The following is a 19,977-nucleotide window of genomic DNA, read 5'->3' as shown; positions in this document are numbered from 1 at the left end:
GGGACGTCCGCGCTATCCGCCGTACCGCAGATACCTCCGCCGCTTCGCCCGGAACGCCGACAGGTCCTGCTGCCATGCCCGTACCACCGTGTCGGTGTCGGCGCCCGCGTCGATCATCGTGCGGACCCGGGTGTTCCCGGTGAGCTTGTCGATCCAGTTGTCCGGCCGCCAGGCGAAGCCGCTCCAGCTCTGCTTCGCCGTCACCAGCAGGGCGATCCCGGTGCGGACCGGGTCGAAGACCTCCCGGTCCTGGACGTGCACCTGCACCCCGCCCACCGTCTTCCCCGCGAACTTGGAGAAGGTCGGCGCGAAGTACGCCTCGCGGAAGGCCACCCCCGGCAGCTCCAGGGCGTTCGCGGCGGCCGCCCAGCGGTGGTCGACGCCCTCCGCTCCCAGCAGCTCGAAGGGGCGCGTGGTGCCGCGGCCCTCGGAGAGGTTCGTGCCCTCGAAGAGGCAGGTGCCGGAGTAGACGAGAGCCGTCTCGGGCGTCGGCATGTTCGGGCTCGGCGGCACCCACGGCAGCCCGGTCTCGTCGAAGAAGTCCGAGCGCCGCCACCCCGACATCGTCACCACGTCCAGCCGCGCCGGATTCTCGTGCAGGAACTCCGCGTTGAAGAACAGCGCCAGCTCCGCCACCGTCATCCCGTGCGCCTGCGCGATCTCCCGGCGGCCGACGAACGTGCCGAACGCCGGGTCCAGCACCGGGCCGAGCGCCGCCCGCCCGGTCACCGGGTTCGGCCGGTCCAGCACGACGAGGCGCTTGCCCGCGAGCGCCGCCGCCTCCATGCAGTCGTACAGCGTCCAGATGTACGTGTAGAAGCGCGCGCCCGCGTCCTGGATGTCGAAGACGACGGTGTCCACGCCCGAGGCGGTGAAGACGTCCGCGAGCGGCTGCCCGCTCTTGAGGTACGTGTCGTAGACCGGCAGCCCGGTCGCCGGATCGTCGTAGCGGCCCTCGGAGCCGCCCGCCTGCGCGGTGCCCCGGAACCCGTGCTCGGGGCCGAAGACGGCGGTCAGGTTCACGCGCGCGTCCGGGTGCATCACGTCGACGATGTGCCGGACGTCGGCCGTGACGCCGGTCGGGTTGGTGACGACCCCGACCTTCTGGCCCCGCAGCAGCCGGTAGCCGTCGGCCGCCAGCCGGTCGAAACCGGTGAGGACCCGGCCCCGCCCGTGCCCGGAGCCGCGTCCGGGGGCGGCCGACGCCGCGGCGGGACCGGCGCCCGCCGCTGTCGCCGCGAGCGCTCCCACGGCGCCTCCCGCTGCCAGCACACCACGTCGGGACAGGCTCATTCCGTAACCTCCATGATCGCGCCGACTGTCATGGCCACGCACGCTAGCGCGGCCCGGGGCCGCACGGAACGACCTGGACCGCGCCGATTCCCCGAGCCGGTCCCGGAGATCCGTACGGGCCCCGTCCGGCCCGCGCCCGACCCTTCCCGGATCACATACCGACCGGTTAGTCTGCCGGTGCAGCCGGATCGGAAGGGCGGGATGACGATGAGTACGGTGCAGGGCGCCGGCGTAGTGGTCACAGGGGCCGGAGGCGGCATCGGAGCCGCTCTGGCCCGCAGATTCGCCGCCGGGGGTGCGCGGGTCGTCGTCAACGACCTCGACCTCGCGCGGATCGAGCCGCTCGCGAAGGAGATCGGCGGCTTCGCCGTCGCCGGGGACGCCTCGGGCATCGTGGACGCCGCCCGGGAGGCGCTGGACGGCACGGTGGACGTCTACTGCGCCAACGCGGGCCTGGCCTCGCCCGGCGACGTGTTCGCCGACGAGGAGGTCTGGGCGGCCGCCTGGGACGTCAATGTGATGGCCCATGTCCGCGCGGCCAGGGCCCTCCTGCCGGACTGGCTGGAGCGCGGCAGCGGCCGGTTCGTCACGACCGCCTCCGCGGCCGGGCTGCTGACGATGATCGGCGCGGCCCCGTACAGCGTCACCAAGCACGGGGCGGTCGCCTTCGCCGAGTGGCTCTCGCTCACCTACCGCCACCGCGGGATCAAGGTCCACGCGATCTGCCCGCAGGGCGTCCGCACCGACATGCTCACCGCGGCGGGTTCGGCCGGCGAGCTGGTCCTCGGCCCCGGGGCCGTCGAACCGGACGTCGTGGCCGACGCGCTGTTCGAGGCGATGGACGCCGACCGCTTCCTGGTCCTGCCGCACCCCGAGGTGGCCCGCTACTACCAGGCCCGCGCCGCCGACCCCGACCGGTGGATGCGCGGTATGAACCGCCTCCAGCAGAAGTGGGAGGCGAGCGAGGCATGAGCGACCCGACCTCCGCCGCTCCGGCCCCCGGCGGCTCGATCTACGCCGCCCAGCCGTGGCTCGCCCTGCTCAGCGACGCCCAGCGCGCCCCCGTCACCCCGCCCGCGACCGTGCTGCACTCCTTCCGGGACGCCGTCCGGCGCGCGCCCGAGCACCCGGCGCTGGCCTACTTCGACGGCCGCCTGAGCTACCGGGAGACCGACGGGCTGTCCGACTCGGTGGCCGGACACCTCGCCGCCCGGGGGCTGCGCCGGGGCGACCGGGTCGCGATCATGCTCCAGAACAGCCCGCACTTCGTCCTCGCGCTGCTCGGTGCCTGGAAGGCGGGCGCGACCGTCGTCCCCCTCAACCCGATGTACAAGTCCGGCGAGGTCGGCCACGTCCTCGCGGACGCCGGGGTCACCGCGCTGATCTGCTCGGACCGGGCGTGGGAGGCGTATCTGCGGGACACCGCGGCGGCGGCCCCGGACCTCCGTATCGCGCTCACCGCCTGCGAGCTGGACCTCCAGAGCGTGAACGACCCCCGCGTCCTCGGCTTCGAGCGGCTCCCGGCCCCCGGCCCCGACGACCTCGCCGACGACCTGCTCACCGCGGCCCGTGCCGGGAACCCGGCCCCCGAGGGCCGGGAGCTCACCGCCGCCGACGTGGCGCTGATCAGCTACACCTCCGGGACGAGCGGCACCCCCAAGGGCGCGATGAACGCCCACGGCAACATCATGGTCAACGCCGAACGCCAGCGCGCCGGTCACCCGATCGCCGAGGGTTCCGCCTACTTCGCGCTCGCCCCGCTCTTCCACATCACCGGCATGGTCTGCCAGTTCGCCGCCTGCGTCAGCAACGCGGGCACCCTCGTCCTGGCCTACCGCTTCGAGGCGGGCGTCGTCCTGGAGGCCTTCGCCGCCCACCGTCCCGCCTACACCGTCGGCCCGTCCACCGCCTTCATGGCGCTGGCCGCGCATCCGGACGTCACCCCGGACCACTTCGCCTCGTTCCGGGTGATCTCCTCCGGCGGCGCGCCGCTGCCGCCCGCGCTCGTGGAGAAGTTCCGCGCGGGCTTCGGCCCGTACATCCGCAACGGCTACGGACTCACCGAGTGCACCGCCCCCTGCGCCTCGGTCCCGCCCGAGCACGAGGCCCCGGTGGACCCGGTCTCGGGCACGCTCTCCGTGGGCGTACCTGGCCCCGACACCTTCGTCCGGATCCTCGACGAGACGGGCCGGGAGGTCCCCTTCGGGGAGCAGGGCGAGATCGCGGTGCGCGGCCCCCAGGTCGTCTCCGGCTACTGGAACCTCCCCGAGGCCACGGCCGCCGCCTTCCCTGACGGCGAGCTGCGCACCGGCGACATCGGCTTCATGGACGCGGCGGGCTGGCTGTACGTCGTCGACCGCAAGAAGGACATGATCAACGCCTCCGGGTTCAAGGTGTGGCCGCGCGAGGTGGAGGATGTCCTCTACACCCACCCGGCGGTGCGCGAGGCGGCCGTCGTGGGCGTGCCCGACGCGTACCGGGGGGAGACGGTCCGGGCGTACGTGAGTCTGCGTCCGGGGGCCTCGGTGGAGCCCGGCGAGCTGAGCGCGTACTGCGAGGAACGGCTCGCCGCGTACAAGTATCCGCGCGAGGTGGAGATCCTGGCCGAGCTGCCGAAGACGGCGAGTGGGAAGATCCTCAGGCGGGAACTGCGTTCCCCCCGTTAGAACGGCGTCGAAACAGCGCACGCACGGTACGAAAGGAAGGTGGCGGCTCATGGCCAAGGCGACGGATCAGAACGGCGCTCCTGTCCCTCAGAGGCTGCTGGCCGCCGCCACCCGGCTCTTCGCCGAGCGCGGGTACGACCGCACCTCGGTCCAGGAGATCGTCGAGGCGGCGGGCGTCACCAAGGGGGCGCTCTACCACTACTTCGGCTCCAAGGAAGACCTGCTCCAGGAGGTCTACGCCCGGGTGCTGCGGCTCCAGCAGGAGCGGCTGGACGCCTTCGCGGACGCCGAGGCGCCCATCGAGCAGCGACTGCGCGACGCGGCGGCCGACGTGGTCGTCACGACCATCGACAACCTGGACGACGCGGCGATCTTCTTCCGCTCCATGCACCACCTGAGCCCCGAGAAGAACAAGCAGGTGCGCGTCGAGCGCCGCCGGTACCACGAGCGCTTCCGGGCCCTGATCGAGGAGGGCCAGCGCAGCGGCGTGTTCTCCTCGGCCACCCCCGCCGACCTGGTCGTCGACTACCACTTCGGCTCGGTCCACCACCTCTCCACCTGGTACCGCCCGGACGGCCCGCTCAGCCGCCAGGAGGTCGCCGACCACCTCGCGGACCTGCTGCTACGGGCCCTGCGCCCGTAACGCACCGGCGCCCCGGCCCCCGGCACCCGCATCGCTCCGGAGCGGGGCCCGGGCCATCCACTGGCCCGCTCCGCCGGTCGGGGTGAGTCTGGATATATGACGTATGTCCTGCCTCCCGATGAGGCGCCAGGGTTCATGGGCACAGCACTGTTCGTTAATAGAACGGTTCTGTCCGGTTTCCGCTCTTGACGGAGCACGGTCACTTCCTTGAGCATCGGTCACGCATTGCGCACCTCTGGGCCCCTGGGCCCACGCTCCAGGACCCGGCCGGATCACCACACGGCCGGGGACCCCCCGCACGTTCCGTCAGTCCCCAACGGAATCCGGAGCCCGTGAATGAGACCGAACCGTTTCACCCTGCGCAGATCCCCGGCGGCCGCCCTGGCCGTCCCCCTCGCCGCCGTCCTCGCGGCCGGAGCACCGGCCGCCCAGGCCGCCGGCGAGCCGGCACCGGCGGCGGCCGCCGCGGCGGCGCCCGACATCCCCCTGGCCAACGTCAAGGCCCACCTCACACAGCTCTCGACGATCGCCGCGAACAACGGCGGCAACCGCGCCCACGGCCGCCCCGGCTACAAGGCGTCCGTCGACTATGTGAAGGCCAAGCTCGACGCGGCCGGATACACCACCACGCTCCAGCAGTTCACCTCCGGCGGAGCCACCGGCTACAACCTGATAGCCGACTGGCCCGGCGGCGACCCGAACAAGGTCCTGATGGCCGGGGCCCACCTCGACTCGGTCTCCTCCGGCGCCGGGATCAACGACAACGGCTCCGGCTCGGCCGGCGTGCTGGAGACCGCTCTCGCCGTCTCCCGCGCCCAGTACCAGCCCGACAAGCACCTGCGGTTCGCCTGGTGGGGCGCCGAGGAGCTGGGCCTGATCGGATCGAAGTACTACGTCAACAACCTGCCGTCCACCGAGCGCTCCAAGCTCTCCGGCTATCTCAACTTCGACATGATCGGCTCACCCAACGCCGGCTACTTCGTCTACGACGACGACCCGGTCATCGAGAAGACCTTCAAGGACTACTTCGCCGGCCTGTCGATCCCGACCGAGATCGAGACCGAGGGCGACGGCCGCTCCGACCACGCCCCGTTCAAGAACGTCGGCGTCCCCGTCGGCGGACTCTTCACCGGCGCCGGCTACACCAAGTCCGCCGCCCAGGCGCAGAAGTGGGGCGGGACCGCGGGGCAGGCCTTCGACCGCTGCTACCACTCGTCCTGCGACACCACGAGCAACATCAACGACACCGCCCTGGACCGCAACAGCGACGCCGCCGCACACGCCATCTGGACCCTGTCCGCCGCCGGCGAACCGCCCACCGGCGAGGGCGTGTTCAGCAACACCGCCGACGTCGCCATCCCGGACGGGGGAGCGGCGGTGACCTCGCCGGTCGCGGTCACCGGACGGACCGGCAACGCCCCGGCCGCCCTCCAGGTCGGCGTCGACATCAAGCACACCTGGCGCGGCGACCTGGTCGTCGACCTGGTGGCCCCGGACGGCACCGCGTACCGGCTGAAGAACTCCAGCAGCGGCGACTCGGCCGACAACGTCATCACGACGTACACGGTCAACGCCGCCGCCGAGGTGGCCAACGGCTCCTGGAAGCTCCGCGTCCAGGACGTCGCCCGGCAGGACACCGGCTACATCGACAGCTGGAAGCTCACCTTCTGACCGTCGACCGCCCGGCAGCGGCCCCCTCCCGAAGAGCACCTCGGGAGGGGGCCGCTCGCGGCTCACACGTACCGCTTGATCTCCCGCCGGGCCAGCGACCGCTGGTGCACCTCGTCCGGCCCGTCCGCCAGCCGCAGCGTCCGCGCCGAGGCCCACAGCTCCGCCAGCGGGAAGTCCTGGCTCACCCCGCCCGCGCCGTACAGCTGCACCGCGGAGTCCAGGATGTCCACCACCGCGCGCGGGGTGGCGATCTTGATGGCCTGGATCTCGGTGTGCGCGCCCTTGTTGCCCACGGTGTCCATCAGCCAGGCCGTCTTCAGCACCAGCAGCCGCAGCTGCTCCACCGTGACCCGGGCGTCCGCGATCCAGTTCTGCACGACGCCCTGCTGGGCGAGTGGCTTGCCGAACGCCGTACGCGCCACGGCCCGGCGGCACATCAGCTCGATGGCCCGCTCCGCCATCCCGATCAGCCGCATGCAGTGGTGGATCCGCCCCGGACCCAGCCGAGCCTGAGCGATGGCGAAGCCGCCGCCCTCCTCACCGATCAGGTTGGCCGCGGGCACCCGTACGTCGTGGAAGACCACCTCGGCGTGGCCGCCGTGCGAGTGGTCCTCGTACCCGTACACCCGCATGGCGCGCCGCACTTCGAGCCCCGGGGTGTCGCGCGGCACCAGGATCATCGACTGCTGACGGCGGATGTCGGCGCCGTCCGGGTCGGTCTTGCCCATCACGATGAAGACCGCGCAGTCGGGGTTCATCGCCCCGGAGATGTACCACTTGCGGCCGTTGATGACGTACGAGTCGCCGTCCCGGACGATCCGGGTCTCGATGTTCGTCGCGTCCGAGGACGCCACGTCCGGCTCCGTCATCGCGAACGCGGAGCGGATCTCCCCGGCGAGCAGCGGCTCCAGCCACTGCTTCTTCTGCTCGTCCGTGGCGAACTGGAAGAGCACCTCCATGTTCCCGGTGTCCGGGGCCGCGCAGTTCAGCGCGGTCGGTGCGAGATGCGGGGAGCGTCCGGTGATCTCCGCGAGCGGGGCGTACTGGAGGTTCGTCAGCCCCGCCCCGTACTCCGCGTCGGGCAGGAAGAGGTTCCACAGCCCCTGCCGCCGCGCCTCGGCCTTCAGTTCGCCCACGATCGCCGGGGTGTCCCACGGGGAGGCGAGGAGCGCCCGCTGCTCCTCGGCGACCTGCTCGGCCGGATACACGTGCTCGTCCATGAACGCGAGCAGCCTGCTCCGCAGCTCCTCGGTACGGGCGTCGAATGCGAAGTCCATGGGGTTCAGCCTTCCTGGAGGGTGGTGAGGCCGTGCTCGATGAAGACGGGGACCAGATCGCCGATCCGGTCGAAGCCCGCGCCGACGGTCTGGCCGAGGGTGTAGCGGTAGTGGATGCCCTCCAGGATCACGGCGAGCTTGAACCACGCGAACGCGGTGTACCAGGAGATGGCGGAGGTGTCCCGGCCCGAGCGGGCCGCGTAGCGCTCGATCAGCTCGGCGGGCGACGGATGCCCGGCCGCGCCGCTGGTGGTGGAGACGGGCGATTTCGGCAGGTCGAGGTCGGAGCTGTACATCACGAGCAGCCCGAGGTCGGTCAGCGGATCGCCGAGCGTGGACATCTCCCAGTCGAGGACCGCCTTGATCCGGTCGTCGGAGCCGAGCAGCACGTTGTCCAGGCGGTAGTCGCCGTGGACGACGGTGGGTGCGGGGGAGGAGGGCAGCTCCCGGCCGAGGGAGGCGTGCAGCTCGTCGATGCCCGCCAGATCACGGTTGCGGGAGGCGTCCAACTGCTTGCCCCAGCGCCGCAACTGCCGGTCCAGGAAGCCGTCGGGCCGCCCGAAGTCCCCGAGCCCCACCGCCCCCGGGTCCACGGCGTGCAGGTCGACCAGGGTGTCGACGAGCCCGAGGACCGCCGCCCGGGTGCGCTCGGGGCCCAGCGGGGCGAGCTGTTCGGCGGTGCGGTACGGGGTGCCCTCGACGTACTCCATCACATAGAACGGGGCGCCGATCACGCTGTCGTCCTCGCAGAGCAGCAGCGGCTCCGGCACGGGTACGGCGGTGGGGTACAGGCCGCTGATCACGCGGTGCTCGCGCGTCATGTCGTGCGCGGTGGCCAGCACATGGCCGAGCGGAGGCCTGCGCACCACCCACCGGCCCGTCCCGTCGCTGACGGTGTACGTGAGGTTCGAGCGGCCGCCCTCGATCAGCCGCGCTTCGAGGGGTCCGCTCACCAGCCCCGGCCGTTCCCGGTCGAGGTGGCGGCGCAGCAGCTCCGGGTCGAGACCTGGTGGGGGGACTGGGCTCATGGTGCGTACCTCCGGGCGGCGGGACGAGGCGACTGGGTGATCGGGAACCATGATGCCGACCAGTCGGTATGTCGTCCAGTGCCCTCCCGCGATCCGACGGTGCGGAGCCGTGTGACCGTGCGCACTGTCCGGGGCCGTGGTGGACGGCGTCGGCCGGCGCCCGGGGCTCCTGCCGCCGACGCCGGCCTACGGGGTGTGCTGTCGGAGAAGTCAGATCGCGGGGTTCTCCAGCAGGGTGACCCGGTTGCCGTCCGGGTCTTCCAGGGCGGCGAACCGGGTGCGCGTACCGCCGGCCTGCACCGGCCCCGCGGTCAGACCGCGTTCCTTGAGCTGCGCCAGGGCCTCGTCCAGATCGGGAACCTCCAGATTGAGGAGCGTCGAACCGGCACGCTCGGCGTCCTCGAAGACCGAGAGCCGGCCCCCTGTGGAGAGATGCCAATCCGCCAGCGACGGCATCGGCCGGTTGTCCGCCGGACGGCCCAGCAACTTCTCGTACCAGACCACCGCGGTCTCCACGTTTCCCACGGGCGCAACCATCAATACGCGGACGATGTCCATGAATGCCACCTTTGTTCGAGCGGAGGTTTGGTGTCTCCTCCTCGGGACTGCCCGAGGCGACAGAACTCATCGCGCGTCGACACCCCTTACTCACCGAAGCGGGGAGCCCGGCCACGGGATTCGACGACCACCGTGGCGTCATCACCGCCGCCGACCGGTGGAACCAGGCCGGCTTCATACGCGGAGATGGCCGCCTCCACCCGGTTGCGTGCGCCTAGCTTCGCGAGCACCGCGCTGACGTGTGCCTTCACCGTGCCCTCGACGAGGTGCAGCCGGCTCGCGATCTCCGCGTTGGACAGGCCCGTCCCCAGTCCGGCCAGCACCTCCCGCTCCCGTTCCGTGAGCCGCTCCAGGGGGCGGTGGGGGTGTGCCGCCCGGTGTGCGCGCATCCCCGCGATGACCCGGCCGGCCACCCGCGGGGACAGGTAGGCCCCGCCGGCTCCCACCGCCCGTACGCCGTTGAGGAGTTCTCTCGGATCGTCCGCCTTCAGCAGGAAGCCGTCGGCCCCCTCTTCCAGGGCGCGGGTGACGTACGCGTCCTGACCGAAGGTCGTCAGCATGATCACTCCCACCTCCGCTGATTCCCGGTGGAGCCGCGCCGCTGCCGTGAGCCCGTCCAGGCCGGGCATCTGGATGTCCAGCAGGACCACGTCCGGCCGGTGCACGCGGGTGAGCGCGATGGCCTCGTGCCCGTCGCTCGCCTCGGCGACCACCTCGACGTGCGGGTCCCGGGCCAGGATGGCCCGCACCCCCGCCCGGATCATCGCTTCGTCGTCGGCGATCAGCACCCGGACCGGGCGACTGCCCGGTGTCGTCTCTTCCACGCGGCGAGCCTACGGCCGAAGTGGGGCCGTGCGAACGCTGGGCGGCGCGGATCAGCCCGGAGGCCGGGTGCGCCCCCGACGAACGGCAGGACGCCGCTGCCGTTCGACCGATGGGCATGGCCGCCGCGGACTTCTAGCGTCGCTTTCGTACAGGAATCGCGGCGGCCCCCGCTCCGGAGCCGAGCATCACGGGCCGGCCCGTGGGCGCGCCGCCGCCGACTTCCGCGTTCCACGACCGGCACCGAGGAGCTCTGTGATCACCCTTCGAGAACTGACCAAGCGTTACGGCGAGACCGTCGCCGTCGACGGTCTGACACTGGACGTCAAGGGTGGTCTGGTGACCGGCTTCCTCGGTCCCAACGGCGCCGGCAAGTCGACCACGATGCGCATGATTCTCGGCCTGGACCATCCCTCCGGGGGCGAGGCGCTCATCGACGGCAGGCCGTACGCATCGATGCGCCACCCGGTCCGCGAGGTCGGCGCGCTCCTCGACGCCAAGGCGCTGCACCCGGCCCGCTCCGCCCGCGGCCACCTCGTGGCGCAGGCGCGCAGCAACGGCATCCCGGTGCGCCGGGTGGACGAGGTGCTGGAGATGGTCGGCCTGGCGAAGGTGGCGCGGCGCTCCGCCGGGGCGTTCTCCCTCGGCATGTACCAGCGGCTCGGCGTGGCGGGCGCACTGCTCGGCGACCCGCGGGTACTCGTCTTCGACGAGCCGGTCAACGGCCTCGACCCCGACGGTGTCCGCTGGGTGCGTGAGCTCGTGCGGTCCCTGGCCGCGGAGGGCCGGACGGTCTTCCTGTCCAGCCACCTGATGAGCGAGATGCAGCTGACCGCCGACCGGTTGGTCATCATCGGGCGGGGGAAGCTCCTGGCCGACACCCCGATGGCCGACCTGTTGGCCGGCAGCTCGCTGTCGTCGGTGCGGGTGCGCACCCCCGACGCGGCAGACCTGCGCACGCTGACCGGCCATCTCCTGAAGGACGGCGCCGTGAGCGTGGAGTCGCCCGCCGCCGACGAGCTCGTCGTGAAGGGCCGCAGCGCCGAGCAGGTGGGCGACCTGGCCCACCGGCTGGGACTGCGGCTGCACGAACTGCGCACCGTCTCCGCCTCGCTGGAACAGGTCTACATGGAACTGACCGCGCGGAGCGTCGAGTACGAGACGGGCGACACGGTGTCCGGCGGCACGGGTACCGGGCAGACACGGGGAGTCGGAGCATGAGCGTGAGCACCGTATCGACCGAAGCGAGCGACGGCCCCCGTGGCCGTGTGGGCTCCGACCGCACCGGTGGCGGATTCGTCGGCGCGTTCACCTCGGAGTGGACCAAACTATGGACCGTCCGCACACCGTACGTCTGCCTGCTCGCCGGCCTCCTCGTGACCGCGGTCTTCACCTACTACTACGGGTCGATCGCCCGGATCAACGACAAGCCGCTCCAGCCGGTCGGCAACGCGTCGGTCTCCTCGGTCGTCCTCACCCAGTTCGCCCTGGTGATTCTGGCGATGACGACGGTGACGAGCGAATACTCGACGAACAGCGTGCGCACCTCGCTGCTGTGGGTGCCGGTCAGACCCCGCGTACAGCTGGCCAAGGCGCTGCTGAGCGCCCTGGTGGGCTTCGTCACCGCGATGGTGTGGGCCGTGCTGGGCATCGCCCTGGCCTGGGGCCCCTTCCGGGGGCACGCCGAATTCGAGCTGTCGAAGGTGGCGTACCAAACCGTCGCCATGGGCGTGTACTCCGCGCTCATCTGCGTGATGACGGTAGGGGTGTCGTTCGCTCTGCGGACGGCCGCCGGCGCCGTGGCCATGATCTTCTTCGTGGTGTCCGCGCTGCCCGGCATGCTGGTCGGACTGGGAGGTCCGGTGCTGCTGGCCATCAACGCGTACATGCCGCAGACCGTGGGGGGATATTTCATGCTGGGTGACGGCGAAGCCCCGTTCCCGGACGCCGTGAGTGTGCTGATCCTGCTGGTGTGGGCCGTCGCCGCCCATGTCGCCGGTCTCTGCGTGCTGCGACGGCGGGACGCCTGAACAGGACGGCGGAAACGTCCCGGACGCCCTCGCCGTGGCCCGCCCCCACGCAGGGCGTTCGGGCCCGCCCCACAGAATTGCCCCTGACAGGTGAGGACATCCAGCGGGAGGACGGCCGACGCGCCATGCTGAACACGCGTACCACCTCAGCCAGGTCCGCGCGCGGCGACGCGGCTCTGTGGACGGTGCTCGCCGCCGCCACCGGTTACGGGTTTTGGGACGCGGGTTCGGCGTCCCTGACGCTGGACCTGGTCCTCCCCCTGGCCGTCCTGGCCGTGGCCGTGCCGTGGTCCCGCCGCCGACCGGGGGCCGCCGTCGTGCTGGTCAACGGGTTGTGCGTGATGGGCCTGGCCGACGCCTCGACTCCCGGCAACGCCCATGTCCTGTCGCTGGCCGCCCTGAGCTGTCTGCTCGGCGCCCGGGTCGCCGAGGCGCGGCGCCCGCTCCTGGTGCTCGCCGGGTGCGCCGCGGTCGATCTCGCGACGTGCGCCGTGCTGCGGGCACAGCCCGTGTGGTGGTTCTACGCGCTGACCGTCCTGCCCGCGGCTCTGCTGCTGCCCTGGCTGGCGGGACGGCATTGGCGCGGTCGCCGCCAACTCGTACGGGAGGGATGGCGGTTGGCCCGCGGCCTGGAGGAGCGGCAGCATCTGGTCGCGGAACGGGCGCGGCTGACCGAACGAGCGGAGATCGCGGCCGACATGCACGATTCCCTCGGTCACGCCCTGAGCCTGGTCGCCCTGCGCGCCGGGGCGCTGGAGCTCTCGCCCGACCTCACCGACCGCGACCGCGCCGACCTCGCCGATCTGCGCGGGACGATCGCGGACGCGGTGGAGCAGGTCCGGGAGACCGTCGCGGTCCTGCAGGACCCGCCCGGCAGGGACACGGGCGCGGGCCTGCCGGTCAACGACACCGTCGAGGACCTCCTCTCACGGGCGGCCGCCTCCGGAGTGCCGGTGCGCTGGGAGCGGCGCGGGGCGTCGCCTCCCCTGTCCTGTCTGGTCGAGCGCGGGATGTACCGGGTGGTGCAGGAGGCCCTCACCAACGCGACGAAGCACGCGCCGGACTGTTCGATCAGCGTGCGGATCACCCATGAGCCCGACCGGACGCGGGTGAGCGTCGTGAACGCCGTCCCGTCGGCCGGCGGACCGGCGCACGCGGGCGCAGGCCCGGCAAGCGGCGTCGGCCGGGGGCTGATAGGCCTTCAGGAGCGCGTGACGGTCCTCGGCGGCTCCTTGCGGACCGGGTCCGGCAGCGGCGGGTTCCACGTCACCGCCGTGCTCCCGCACCGGGCGACGACCGCCGCCCGTACCGGGACGCCCGCGCCGGGACCGGTGACGGCGCCCGGAAGGCCGTCCGGGATCCACGGGGCCGCGTCGCCGACCGGCACCGCTCGCCGCCCGGACCCGGGCATGGCCCCGGACCCGATCAGGGCCGGGGACCCGGATACAGCCCTGGGTGAGGTCCTGCCGGAGTCCGCCGAGCGGCTCGCCTCCGTACGGAGCGATGCCCGTCGACGCTCGGCCCTCGCCTTCGTCGCACCTGTTGTCGCGGCCGTCTTCTTCGTGCCGTCCGCCGTCTATCTGGCGTGGCAACTGACGACGAGCGTGCTCCCGCCCTCCCGGTACGACGAGTTGACCCCCGGCGTGCCGCGCACCGAACTCGCCCTTCTGCTGCCGGCCCGCGCCTACCCCTACCCGCCCGACCACGCCCGTTCCGCACCCCGGCCGCCGGGCGCCCGTTGCGAGTTCTACCGTTCCGGCCGCGACCTGTTGGACGAGGTCGACCTCTACCGGCTCTGCTGGTCCGGCGGCACCCTGCTGACGAAGGACACCGTGCCCGCCGGCCGCCCCTGACGCCCGCGGCCTCACCGGCGGCGCAGGCGAGGGCCTGGCGGGAAAACGCATCCCTGAATAGAGTTCACGTATGAATACAGCTCTGGTGATCGAAGACGTCCGGCTCACCCCGATCCTCGTGGCCGATCCGCCCCTGCTGAACACGCAGGGCGTCCACCAGCCGTACACCCCGCGCCTGATCGTGGAGGTCGTCACCCGGGGTGGAACGACCGGCGTGGGGGAGACGTACGGCGACGGCGCCTACCTGGAGCCCGCACGTTCCCTCGCCGAGGCGCTCCCCGGCCGGTCGGTCACGGATATGAACGGTCTGTTCGCCCTGGCCGAGGAGGTGTGCGGCGACTCGCGCGCGGCCGACGACCGGGTCGACGCCGGGGGACTCCGCGGAGTCAGGAACACCGGGAAGATCCGGCTCTCGGTTGTCTCCGCCTTCGAGGTCGCCTGCCTGGACGCCCTAGGCAAGGCGCAGGGCCTGCCGGTGCACGCCCTGCTCGGCGGCAAGGTCCGCGACTCCGTCGAATACAGCGCGTACCTCTTCTACCGCTGGGCCGCCCACCCCGGAGCGGGCGAGGCCGACGACTGGGGGGCCGCGCTCGACCCGGCCGGCGTCGTCGCCCAGGCCCGGCGCTTCGCCGACACCTACGGCTTCGGCTCGTTCAAGCTCAAGGGCGGCGTCTTCGAGCCCGACCGGGAGATCGCCGCGATCCGCGCCCTGGCCGAGGCGTTCCCGGGCCGCCCGCTGCGCCTGGACCCGAACGGCGCCTGGTCCGTCCCCACCTCGCTGTACGTCGCCGAGCAGCTGAAGGGCGTCCTCGAATACCTGGAGGACCCCACCAGCGGCACGGAGGGCATGGCCGCCGTCTCGGCCGGAACCGACGTCCCGCTCGCCACCAACATGTGCGTCACCACCCTCGCCGAGGTCCCCGAGGCCTTCGCCCGCGACGCCGTCCAGATCGTCCTGAGCGACCACCACTACTGGGGCGGGCTGCACCGCACCCGGGAACTGGCGGGCATCTGCCGCACGTTCGGCGTCGGGCTCTCCATGCACTCCAACACCCACCTCGGCATCAGCCTCGCCGCGATGACCCAGGTCGCCGCCACGGTGCCGGACCTCGCGTACGCCTGCGACAGCCACTACCCCTGGCAGACCGAGGACGTCATCACCGAGCGCCACGCCTTCACCGGAGGCCGGCTGACCGTCTCCGACGCCCCCGGCCTCGGCGTCGAGCTGGACCGCGAGCGCCTGTCCGCCCTGCACCGGCGCTGGCTGGAGGACGACGGGACCCACCGTGAGCGCGACGACGCGGCGGCGATGCGCGTCGCCGACCCGGAGTGGACGACACCGGCGGTCCCGCGCTGGTGAGAGGGGGTGGGCCCCGGCCGTACCCCTTGAGTTGCGGTAACACCGGCCTGCACGGAAGGTCGAGGGATGAAGGCGATCAGCTACAGCGCGTACGGCTCCGCCGACGTCATGGAGTACGGCGAGCGGCCCGACCCCAAGGTCGGCCCCGACACGGTCCTGGTGAAGGTACGGGCCGCCGCCGTCAACCCGGTCGACTGGAAGGCCCGCGAGGGCTACCTCCAGGGCGGACTCGAAGCGGTCTTCCCGGTGATCCCCGGCTGGGACGTCTCCGGGGTCGTCGTGCAACCGGGCGTCGCCGTGGACGAGTTCGCGGTGGGCGACGAGGTCATCGGCTACGTACGCGAGGACTTCCTCTCCCGGGGCACGTTCGCCGAGTACGTCGCCGCCCCCGTGCGCACCCTCGCCCGCAAGCCCCTGAGCCTGAGCTTCGAGGAGGCCGCGGGCCTGCCGCTGGCCGGGCTGACCGCCTACCAGGTGCTGCACCGCACCCTGAAGATCCGCGACGGCGACACCGTCCTGGTCCACGCGGCGGCCGGCGGCGTCGGATCGATCGCCGTCCAGATCGCCCGGCACGCCGGCTGCCGGGTGATCGGCACCGCGAGCCCCCGCAACCACGAGCACCTCCGCAGCCTCGGCGCGGAGCCCGTGGAGTACGGCGAAGGCCTGGTCGACCGGCTGCGCGAACTGGTCCCGGACGGCTTCGACGCCTCCTTCGACACGGTGGGCGGCGACGCGCTGCGCGCCTCCGCCGACACCCTCGCCCCGGGCGGCCGGCTCGCCTCCATCGCGGACGGCGAGGTCTTCTCCTACGGCGGCCGTTACGCCTTCGTGCGCCCCGACGCCGACGACCTGGCCCAGGTCGCGGAACTGGCCGAACGGGGCATCGTCACCGTCCATGTGGACCGGGTGTTCCCGCTGGAGCAGGCCGCCGACGCGTACCGGCTCAACCAGGAGGGGCGGACCCGCGGCAAGATCGTGGTGACGGTGGACTGGGACGGCTGAGGAGCCCGCCGGGATCAGCCGGCCGCGTGTGCCGGGCCCGGCCCGGGACAGCACGGCCGCCCGCGTCCGGCCCGGGTTCGGCCGGCCCGGCTCTCAGAACAGCATCGCCGCCGCGAACACCGCCAGCGCCACCGTGCACAGCGTCGCCGTCAGCGCACCGCGCGGGGCGAGCGGCTCCGGCCGCGCCGCCTCCATCCGCAGCATCCGGCGGTGGGCCACCACCAGGAACCCCAGCCAGGCCAGCGCGCTCAGCGACACCGCGATCAGCGCGGCCGGCGTCGCCCCGCCGTGCAGCGCCTGCCGCACCGCGAGCAGCGCGACGACCGTGGCGGACAGCGTCGTACGCCGCCAGGCCAGCCGCGTCCGCTCGGGCTGCAGCCCGGGATCCCGGTCCGCCGCCGCCGTCACACGCCCTCCCAGCCGAAGAGGACCACCACCACCATCGCCACCGCGACGACGGCGACCACGAGGCTCAGCAGGGTCGGGAACCGGGACACCGGCAGGTCCTCGCCCCGTCGCATCGCCCGCTCGCACCGCACCCAGTGGTTGACCGCCCGCAGCGCGCAGAGCACCCCGGCGGCCAGCAGCCCGAGCGCGAGCCCGGCCCGCACGCCCCACACCAGCTCCGGCAGGAACTGATCGACGGCGAACCCCCCGCCGATCAGGGCCAGAGCCGTCCGGATCCAGGCGAGGAACGTCCGCTCGTTGGCCAGCGAGAACCGGTAGTCGGGGGTGTCGCCCTCTTCCCTGATCCGCTGCGGCGCGAACCACAGCCGTACGCTCTGCGCGATCTTGTTCACACCTGGAACCCTAGGGGGTGCCTACCGATCAGGCCCGGTCAGGCTCGACCGGTCCCGGTCAGGCCCGGCCGGCCCCGCTCGGGCCGGTCCATGCCGGTCATCCCGCCCGGAACTCCCGCAGCCGCCGGTACGCCTCCAGGCCGTCGGGCACCCAGGACCACTCGCCGAGCCGCCGCTCCAGCTCCGCGTCGTCGAGGAACGCGTACCAGGCGACCTCCTCGACCTGCGGGACCACCGGCAGCTCGCACCGCACCCGGTAGACCGCCGACCACCAGGTGTGCCCGGCGTCGGCGTAGAGGAACCGGAACAGCGGCTCGGGCCGAGGCAGCCCCGAGACCCCCAGCTCCTCCTCCGCCTCGCGCAGCGCCGCCTCGTCGTACGACTCGCCCGCCCCCACCACCCCGCCGACGAACATGTCGTAGTGCGAGGGGAAGACCAGCTTCGTGGGCGTACGCCGATGGACGAAGACCCGCCCGTCGGCGTCACGCGCCTCGATGAACACACAGCGGTGCCGCAGCCTCCGCGCGGTCGCCTCGCCACGCGGAGCCTGCCCGATGACCTCGTCGTTCTCGTCGACGATGTCCAGAATCTCGTCAGAGGGCGTCATGCGTTTCATCCAACAGCACCCGGAAGGTTGACGTGGCCCCGGCGGGTATCCAAGATCTGACGCACGGGTAACTTGAACGCTTCGCCGACCCGGCAGGCCGCCCTCCCCGCCCGCCCCCGAGCCACCCCGACAGGATGGAAGCCATGGCGTACGACGCTGATGTGATCGTGATCGGGGCAGGACTCGCCGGGCTCGTGGCCACCGCCGAACTGGTCGACGCCGGCCGTTCCGTGATCCTCCTCGACCAGGAGCCCGAGCAGTCCATCGGCGGCCAGGCGCACTGGTCCTTCGGCGGCCTCTTCCTCGTGGATTCGCCCGAACAGCGCCGGCTGCGGATCAAGGACAGCCGGGAGCTGGCCCTCCAGGACTGGTACGGCACGGCGGGCTTCGACCGCGAGGAGGAGGACCGCTGGCCGCGCAAGTGGGCCGAGGCGTACGTCGACTTCGCCGCCGGCGAGAAGCGCTCCTGGCTGCACCAGCAGGGGCTGCGAATCTTCCCGGTCGTCGGTTGGGCGGAACGCGGCGGCTACGACGCGATGGGCCACGGGAACTCCGTACCCCGCTTCCACATCACCTGGGGCACCGGCCCCGGCGTCGTCGCCCCCTTCGAACGGCGGGTCCGCGCGGGCGTCGCCAAGGGGCTCGTCCAGCTGAGGTTCCGCCACCGGGTCACCGGCCTCGCCCGTACCGCCGGGGCGCTCGACACGGTCACCGGCGAGATCCTGGAGCCCAGCGGGGCCGAGCGCGGAACCGCGAGCGGCCGGGAGGTCGCCGGTGCCTTCGAACTGAAGGCCCAGGCGGTGATCGTCACCTCCGGCGGCATCGGCGGTAACCACGACCTGGTCCGCTCCCAGTGGCCCGAGCGCCTGGGCACCCCGCCCGGGAAGATGCTGTCCGGGGTGCCCGCGCACGTCGACGGGCTGATGCTCGGCATCGCCGAGAAGGCGGGCGCGCACCACATCAACCGCGACCGGATGTGGCACTACACCGAAGGCATCGAGAACTGGAACCCGATCTGGGCGCGGCACGGCATCCGGATCCTGCCCGGCCCCTCGTCCCTCTGGCTGGACGCGCGCGGCAAGCGGCTGCCGGTCCCGCTCTTCCCGGGCTTCGACACGCTCGGCACCCTCGAACACATCATGGGATCCGGCCACGGCTACACCTGGTTCGTGCTCAACCAGCGCATCATCGGCAAGGAGTTCGCGCTCTCCGGCTCCGAGCAGAACCCCGACCTGACCGGCAAGTCGGTCCGCGACGTGATCGGCCGGGCCCGCGCGGACGTGCCCGCGCCGGTCAAGGCGTTCATGGACCACGGTGTCGACTTCGTCGTCGAGAAGGACCTCGGCGCGCTGGTCCGGGGCATGAACGCGGTCACCGGCGACGACCTCATCGACGAGGAGAGCCTGCGCCGCGAGATCACCGCCCGCGACCGTGAGATCGCCAACCCCTTCACCAAGGACCTCCAGGTCACCGCGATCCACGGGGCCCGCGCCTATCTGGGCGACCGCCTCATCCGCACCGCGAAACCGCACCGCGTCCTGGACCCGGCGGCGGGCCCGCTGATCGCCGTCCGCCTCAACATCCTCACCCGCAAGTCCCTGGGCGGCCTGGAGACGGACCTGTCCTCCCGCGTCCTGACCGCCGACGGCGCCCCCCTCCCCGGCCTGTACGCGGCGGGCGAGGCCGCGGGCTTCGGCGGCGGCGGAGTCCACGGCTACCGCTCCCTGGAGGGCACGTTCCTGGGCGGCTGCATCTTCTCCGGCAGGGCGGCGGGCAGGGCGGCGGCGGAAGCGACGGCGTAACGCGGCCGACCGGGGCCGCGCCCCTTCCGACCATCGAGGGCGGGGCCGGTAATTCAAGCCCCTCCGGCGATTGAGGAGCGGGGTCCGGGGCGGAGCTCCGAAGTCACCCCAACCGCTCGACCACCCGGAACCGCTCCGCGACGATCAGCGTCGCGTCGTTCACCGTGAACCCGGGATCCCCCAACGCCTCCCGCATCTCCTCGCTGTGCCAGAACCGCTCGTGCCCCGCCCGCCACTCGGCCACCGACCGGTATCCCTCGCCCTCGTCGAGCGCATGCTGCAGATCCACCTCCCCGAGCGGCAGCACCCGTACGCCGGTCAGCTCCAGCAACGCCACCTCCCGCCCCTCCGAGTCGATCAGCGCGGACCGTTCGCCCACCGGGGGAAGCTCTTCCTGCTCCCGTTCGTACTCGGCCAACAGCCCGGAGGTGGACACCTTTTCGCCGGAGAGGACCGCCGCGACCAGTTGATCGCGCAACGGCCCGGGAAAGGCGAGAAGGAAGGGGCTGAGCGGTTCGCGAGGTTCCATGTCCTCAGTGTGTCAGGCGCCACTCCGCGCCCCCCC

19 protein-coding genes are annotated in these 19,977 nt (G+C 72.3%); 10 read left to right on the top strand and 9 right to left on the bottom strand.

The genetic code is table 11. The annotated features are described in order from the left end of the window. Positions 1 to 12: 12 nt before the first annotated feature. On the bottom strand, positions 13 to 1,293 hold the full coding sequence (locus IE272_RS18100) for an exo-beta-N-acetylmuramidase NamZ family protein (protein WP_078961279.1): 1,281 nt from the start codon (positions 1,291 to 1,293) through the stop codon (positions 13 to 15). Between the two features lie 201 nt (positions 1,294 to 1,494). On the opposite strand from IE272_RS18100, the gene IE272_RS18095 reads away from it, so the two are divergent. The 4 genes from IE272_RS18095 to IE272_RS18080 all read left to right on the top strand — a co-directional run bounded on the left by IE272_RS18095 (position 1,495) and on the right by IE272_RS18080 (position 6,273). Further along, the gene (locus IE272_RS18095) at positions 1,495 to 2,265 is read left to right on the top strand and encodes an SDR family oxidoreductase (protein WP_179890792.1); all 771 of its coding nucleotides are present in this window, start codon (positions 1,495 to 1,497) and stop codon (positions 2,263 to 2,265) included. After that, positions 2,262 to 3,959 (top strand): AMP-binding protein, encoded by a 1,698-nt coding sequence (locus tag IE272_RS18090; RefSeq protein ID WP_057661774.1) that lies wholly within the window; start codon positions 2,262 to 2,264, stop codon positions 3,957 to 3,959. The genes IE272_RS18095 and IE272_RS18090 overlap by 4 nt, the downstream gene beginning before the upstream one ends. 49 nt (positions 3,960 to 4,008) lie before the next feature. Then, positions 4,009 to 4,602 (top strand): TetR/AcrR family transcriptional regulator, encoded by a 594-nt coding sequence (locus IE272_RS18085; RefSeq protein WP_050359527.1) that lies wholly within the window; start codon positions 4,009 to 4,011, stop codon positions 4,600 to 4,602. A 336-nt stretch (positions 4,603 to 4,938) separates the two neighbouring features. Continuing rightward, positions 4,939 to 6,273 carry a M28 family metallopeptidase gene (locus IE272_RS18080; protein WP_190007268.1) on the top strand — a complete coding sequence of 445 codons (1,335 nt, stop codon included), beginning with the start codon at positions 4,939 to 4,941 and terminating at the stop codon, positions 6,271 to 6,273. A 62-nt stretch (positions 6,274 to 6,335) separates the two neighbouring features. Here the strand turns inward: IE272_RS18080 and IE272_RS18075 are convergent, their stop codons facing one another. The 4 genes from IE272_RS18075 to IE272_RS18060 form a co-directional block, all read right to left on the bottom strand. Next, on the bottom strand, positions 6,336 to 7,550 hold the full coding sequence (locus tag IE272_RS18075) for an acyl-CoA dehydrogenase family protein (RefSeq protein WP_190007267.1): 1,215 nt from the start codon (positions 7,548 to 7,550) through the stop codon (positions 6,336 to 6,338). Positions 7,551 to 7,555: 5 nt separating this feature from the next. Beyond that, the gene (locus IE272_RS18070; protein ID WP_190007266.1) at positions 7,556 to 8,578 is read right to left on the bottom strand and encodes a phosphotransferase family protein; all 1,023 of its coding nucleotides are present in this window, start codon (positions 8,576 to 8,578) and stop codon (positions 7,556 to 7,558) included. Positions 8,579 to 8,788: 210 nt separating this feature from the next. Further along, complete coding sequence (locus IE272_RS18065; RefSeq protein ID WP_057661772.1) at positions 8,789 to 9,136, bottom strand: VOC family protein; 348 nt, start codon at positions 9,134 to 9,136, stop codon at positions 8,789 to 8,791. Positions 9,137 to 9,222: 86 nt separating this feature from the next. After that, the gene (locus IE272_RS18060; RefSeq protein WP_506555326.1) at positions 9,223 to 9,960 is read right to left on the bottom strand and encodes a response regulator; all 738 of its coding nucleotides are present in this window, start codon (positions 9,958 to 9,960) and stop codon (positions 9,223 to 9,225) included. A gap of 253 nt (positions 9,961 to 10,213) precedes the next feature. On the opposite strand from IE272_RS18060, the gene IE272_RS18055 reads away from it, so the two are divergent. From IE272_RS18055 to IE272_RS18035, 5 genes are all read left to right on the top strand, one after another. Then, the gene (locus tag IE272_RS18055; RefSeq protein ID WP_190007265.1) at positions 10,214 to 11,179 is read left to right on the top strand and encodes an ATP-binding cassette domain-containing protein; all 966 of its coding nucleotides are present in this window, start codon (positions 10,214 to 10,216) and stop codon (positions 11,177 to 11,179) included. A gap of 2 nt (positions 11,180 to 11,181) precedes the next feature. After that, a complete protein-coding gene (locus IE272_RS18050) occupies positions 11,182 to 11,988 on the top strand; it encodes an ABC transporter permease (RefSeq protein WP_098892609.1) in 807 nt (268 codons plus the stop codon). 125 nt (positions 11,989 to 12,113) lie between these two features. Then, complete coding sequence (locus IE272_RS18045; RefSeq protein ID WP_190007264.1) at positions 12,114 to 13,841, top strand: sensor histidine kinase; 1,728 nt, start codon at positions 12,114 to 12,116, stop codon at positions 13,839 to 13,841. Positions 13,842 to 13,911: 70 nt separating this feature from the next. After that, positions 13,912 to 15,201, top strand: a complete 1,290-nt coding sequence (locus tag IE272_RS18040) for a glucarate dehydratase family protein (protein WP_190007263.1) — start codon at positions 13,912 to 13,914, stop codon at positions 15,199 to 15,201. A gap of 66 nt (positions 15,202 to 15,267) precedes the next feature. After that, complete coding sequence (locus IE272_RS18035) at positions 15,268 to 16,203, top strand: NADP-dependent oxidoreductase (protein ID WP_050359517.1); 936 nt, start codon at positions 15,268 to 15,270, stop codon at positions 16,201 to 16,203. Positions 16,204 to 16,296: 93 nt separating this feature from the next. On the opposite strand, the gene IE272_RS18030 is transcribed toward IE272_RS18035, so the two are convergent. From IE272_RS18030 to IE272_RS18020, 3 genes are all read right to left on the bottom strand, one after another. Beyond that, a complete protein-coding gene (locus IE272_RS18030; RefSeq protein WP_050359516.1) occupies positions 16,297 to 16,611 on the bottom strand; it encodes a DUF202 domain-containing protein in 315 nt (104 codons plus the stop codon). Beyond that, complete coding sequence (locus IE272_RS18025; protein WP_006123424.1) at positions 16,608 to 17,003, bottom strand: YidH family protein; 396 nt, start codon at positions 17,001 to 17,003, stop codon at positions 16,608 to 16,610. The genes IE272_RS18030 and IE272_RS18025 overlap by 4 nt, the downstream gene beginning before the upstream one ends. Positions 17,004 to 17,100: 97 nt before the next feature. Continuing rightward, the gene (locus IE272_RS18020; protein WP_098892606.1) at positions 17,101 to 17,610 is read right to left on the bottom strand and encodes an NUDIX domain-containing protein; all 510 of its coding nucleotides are present in this window, start codon (positions 17,608 to 17,610) and stop codon (positions 17,101 to 17,103) included. Positions 17,611 to 17,753: 143 nt separating this feature from the next. On the opposite strand from IE272_RS18020, the gene IE272_RS18015 reads away from it, so the two are divergent. After that, on the top strand, positions 17,754 to 19,412 hold the full coding sequence (locus IE272_RS18015; protein ID WP_050359514.1) for an FAD-binding dehydrogenase: 1,659 nt from the start codon (positions 17,754 to 17,756) through the stop codon (positions 19,410 to 19,412). 103 nt (positions 19,413 to 19,515) lie between these two features. Here the strand turns inward: IE272_RS18015 and IE272_RS18010 are convergent, their stop codons facing one another. Further along, entirely contained in the window at positions 19,516 to 19,941 is a 426-nt protein-coding gene (locus IE272_RS18010; protein WP_190007262.1) for an ASCH domain-containing protein, read from the bottom strand. Positions 19,942 to 19,977: the final 36 nt, after the last annotated feature.

Origin of the sequence: Streptomyces anulatus (assembly GCF_014650675.1) — a bacterium.
GTDB classification, from domain to species: domain Bacteria; phylum Actinomycetota; class Actinomycetes; order Streptomycetales; family Streptomycetaceae; genus Streptomyces; species Streptomyces anulatus.
Note: the sequence above shows the minus strand (reverse complement) of the source record. Positions and strands in the feature narration are given on the sequence as shown.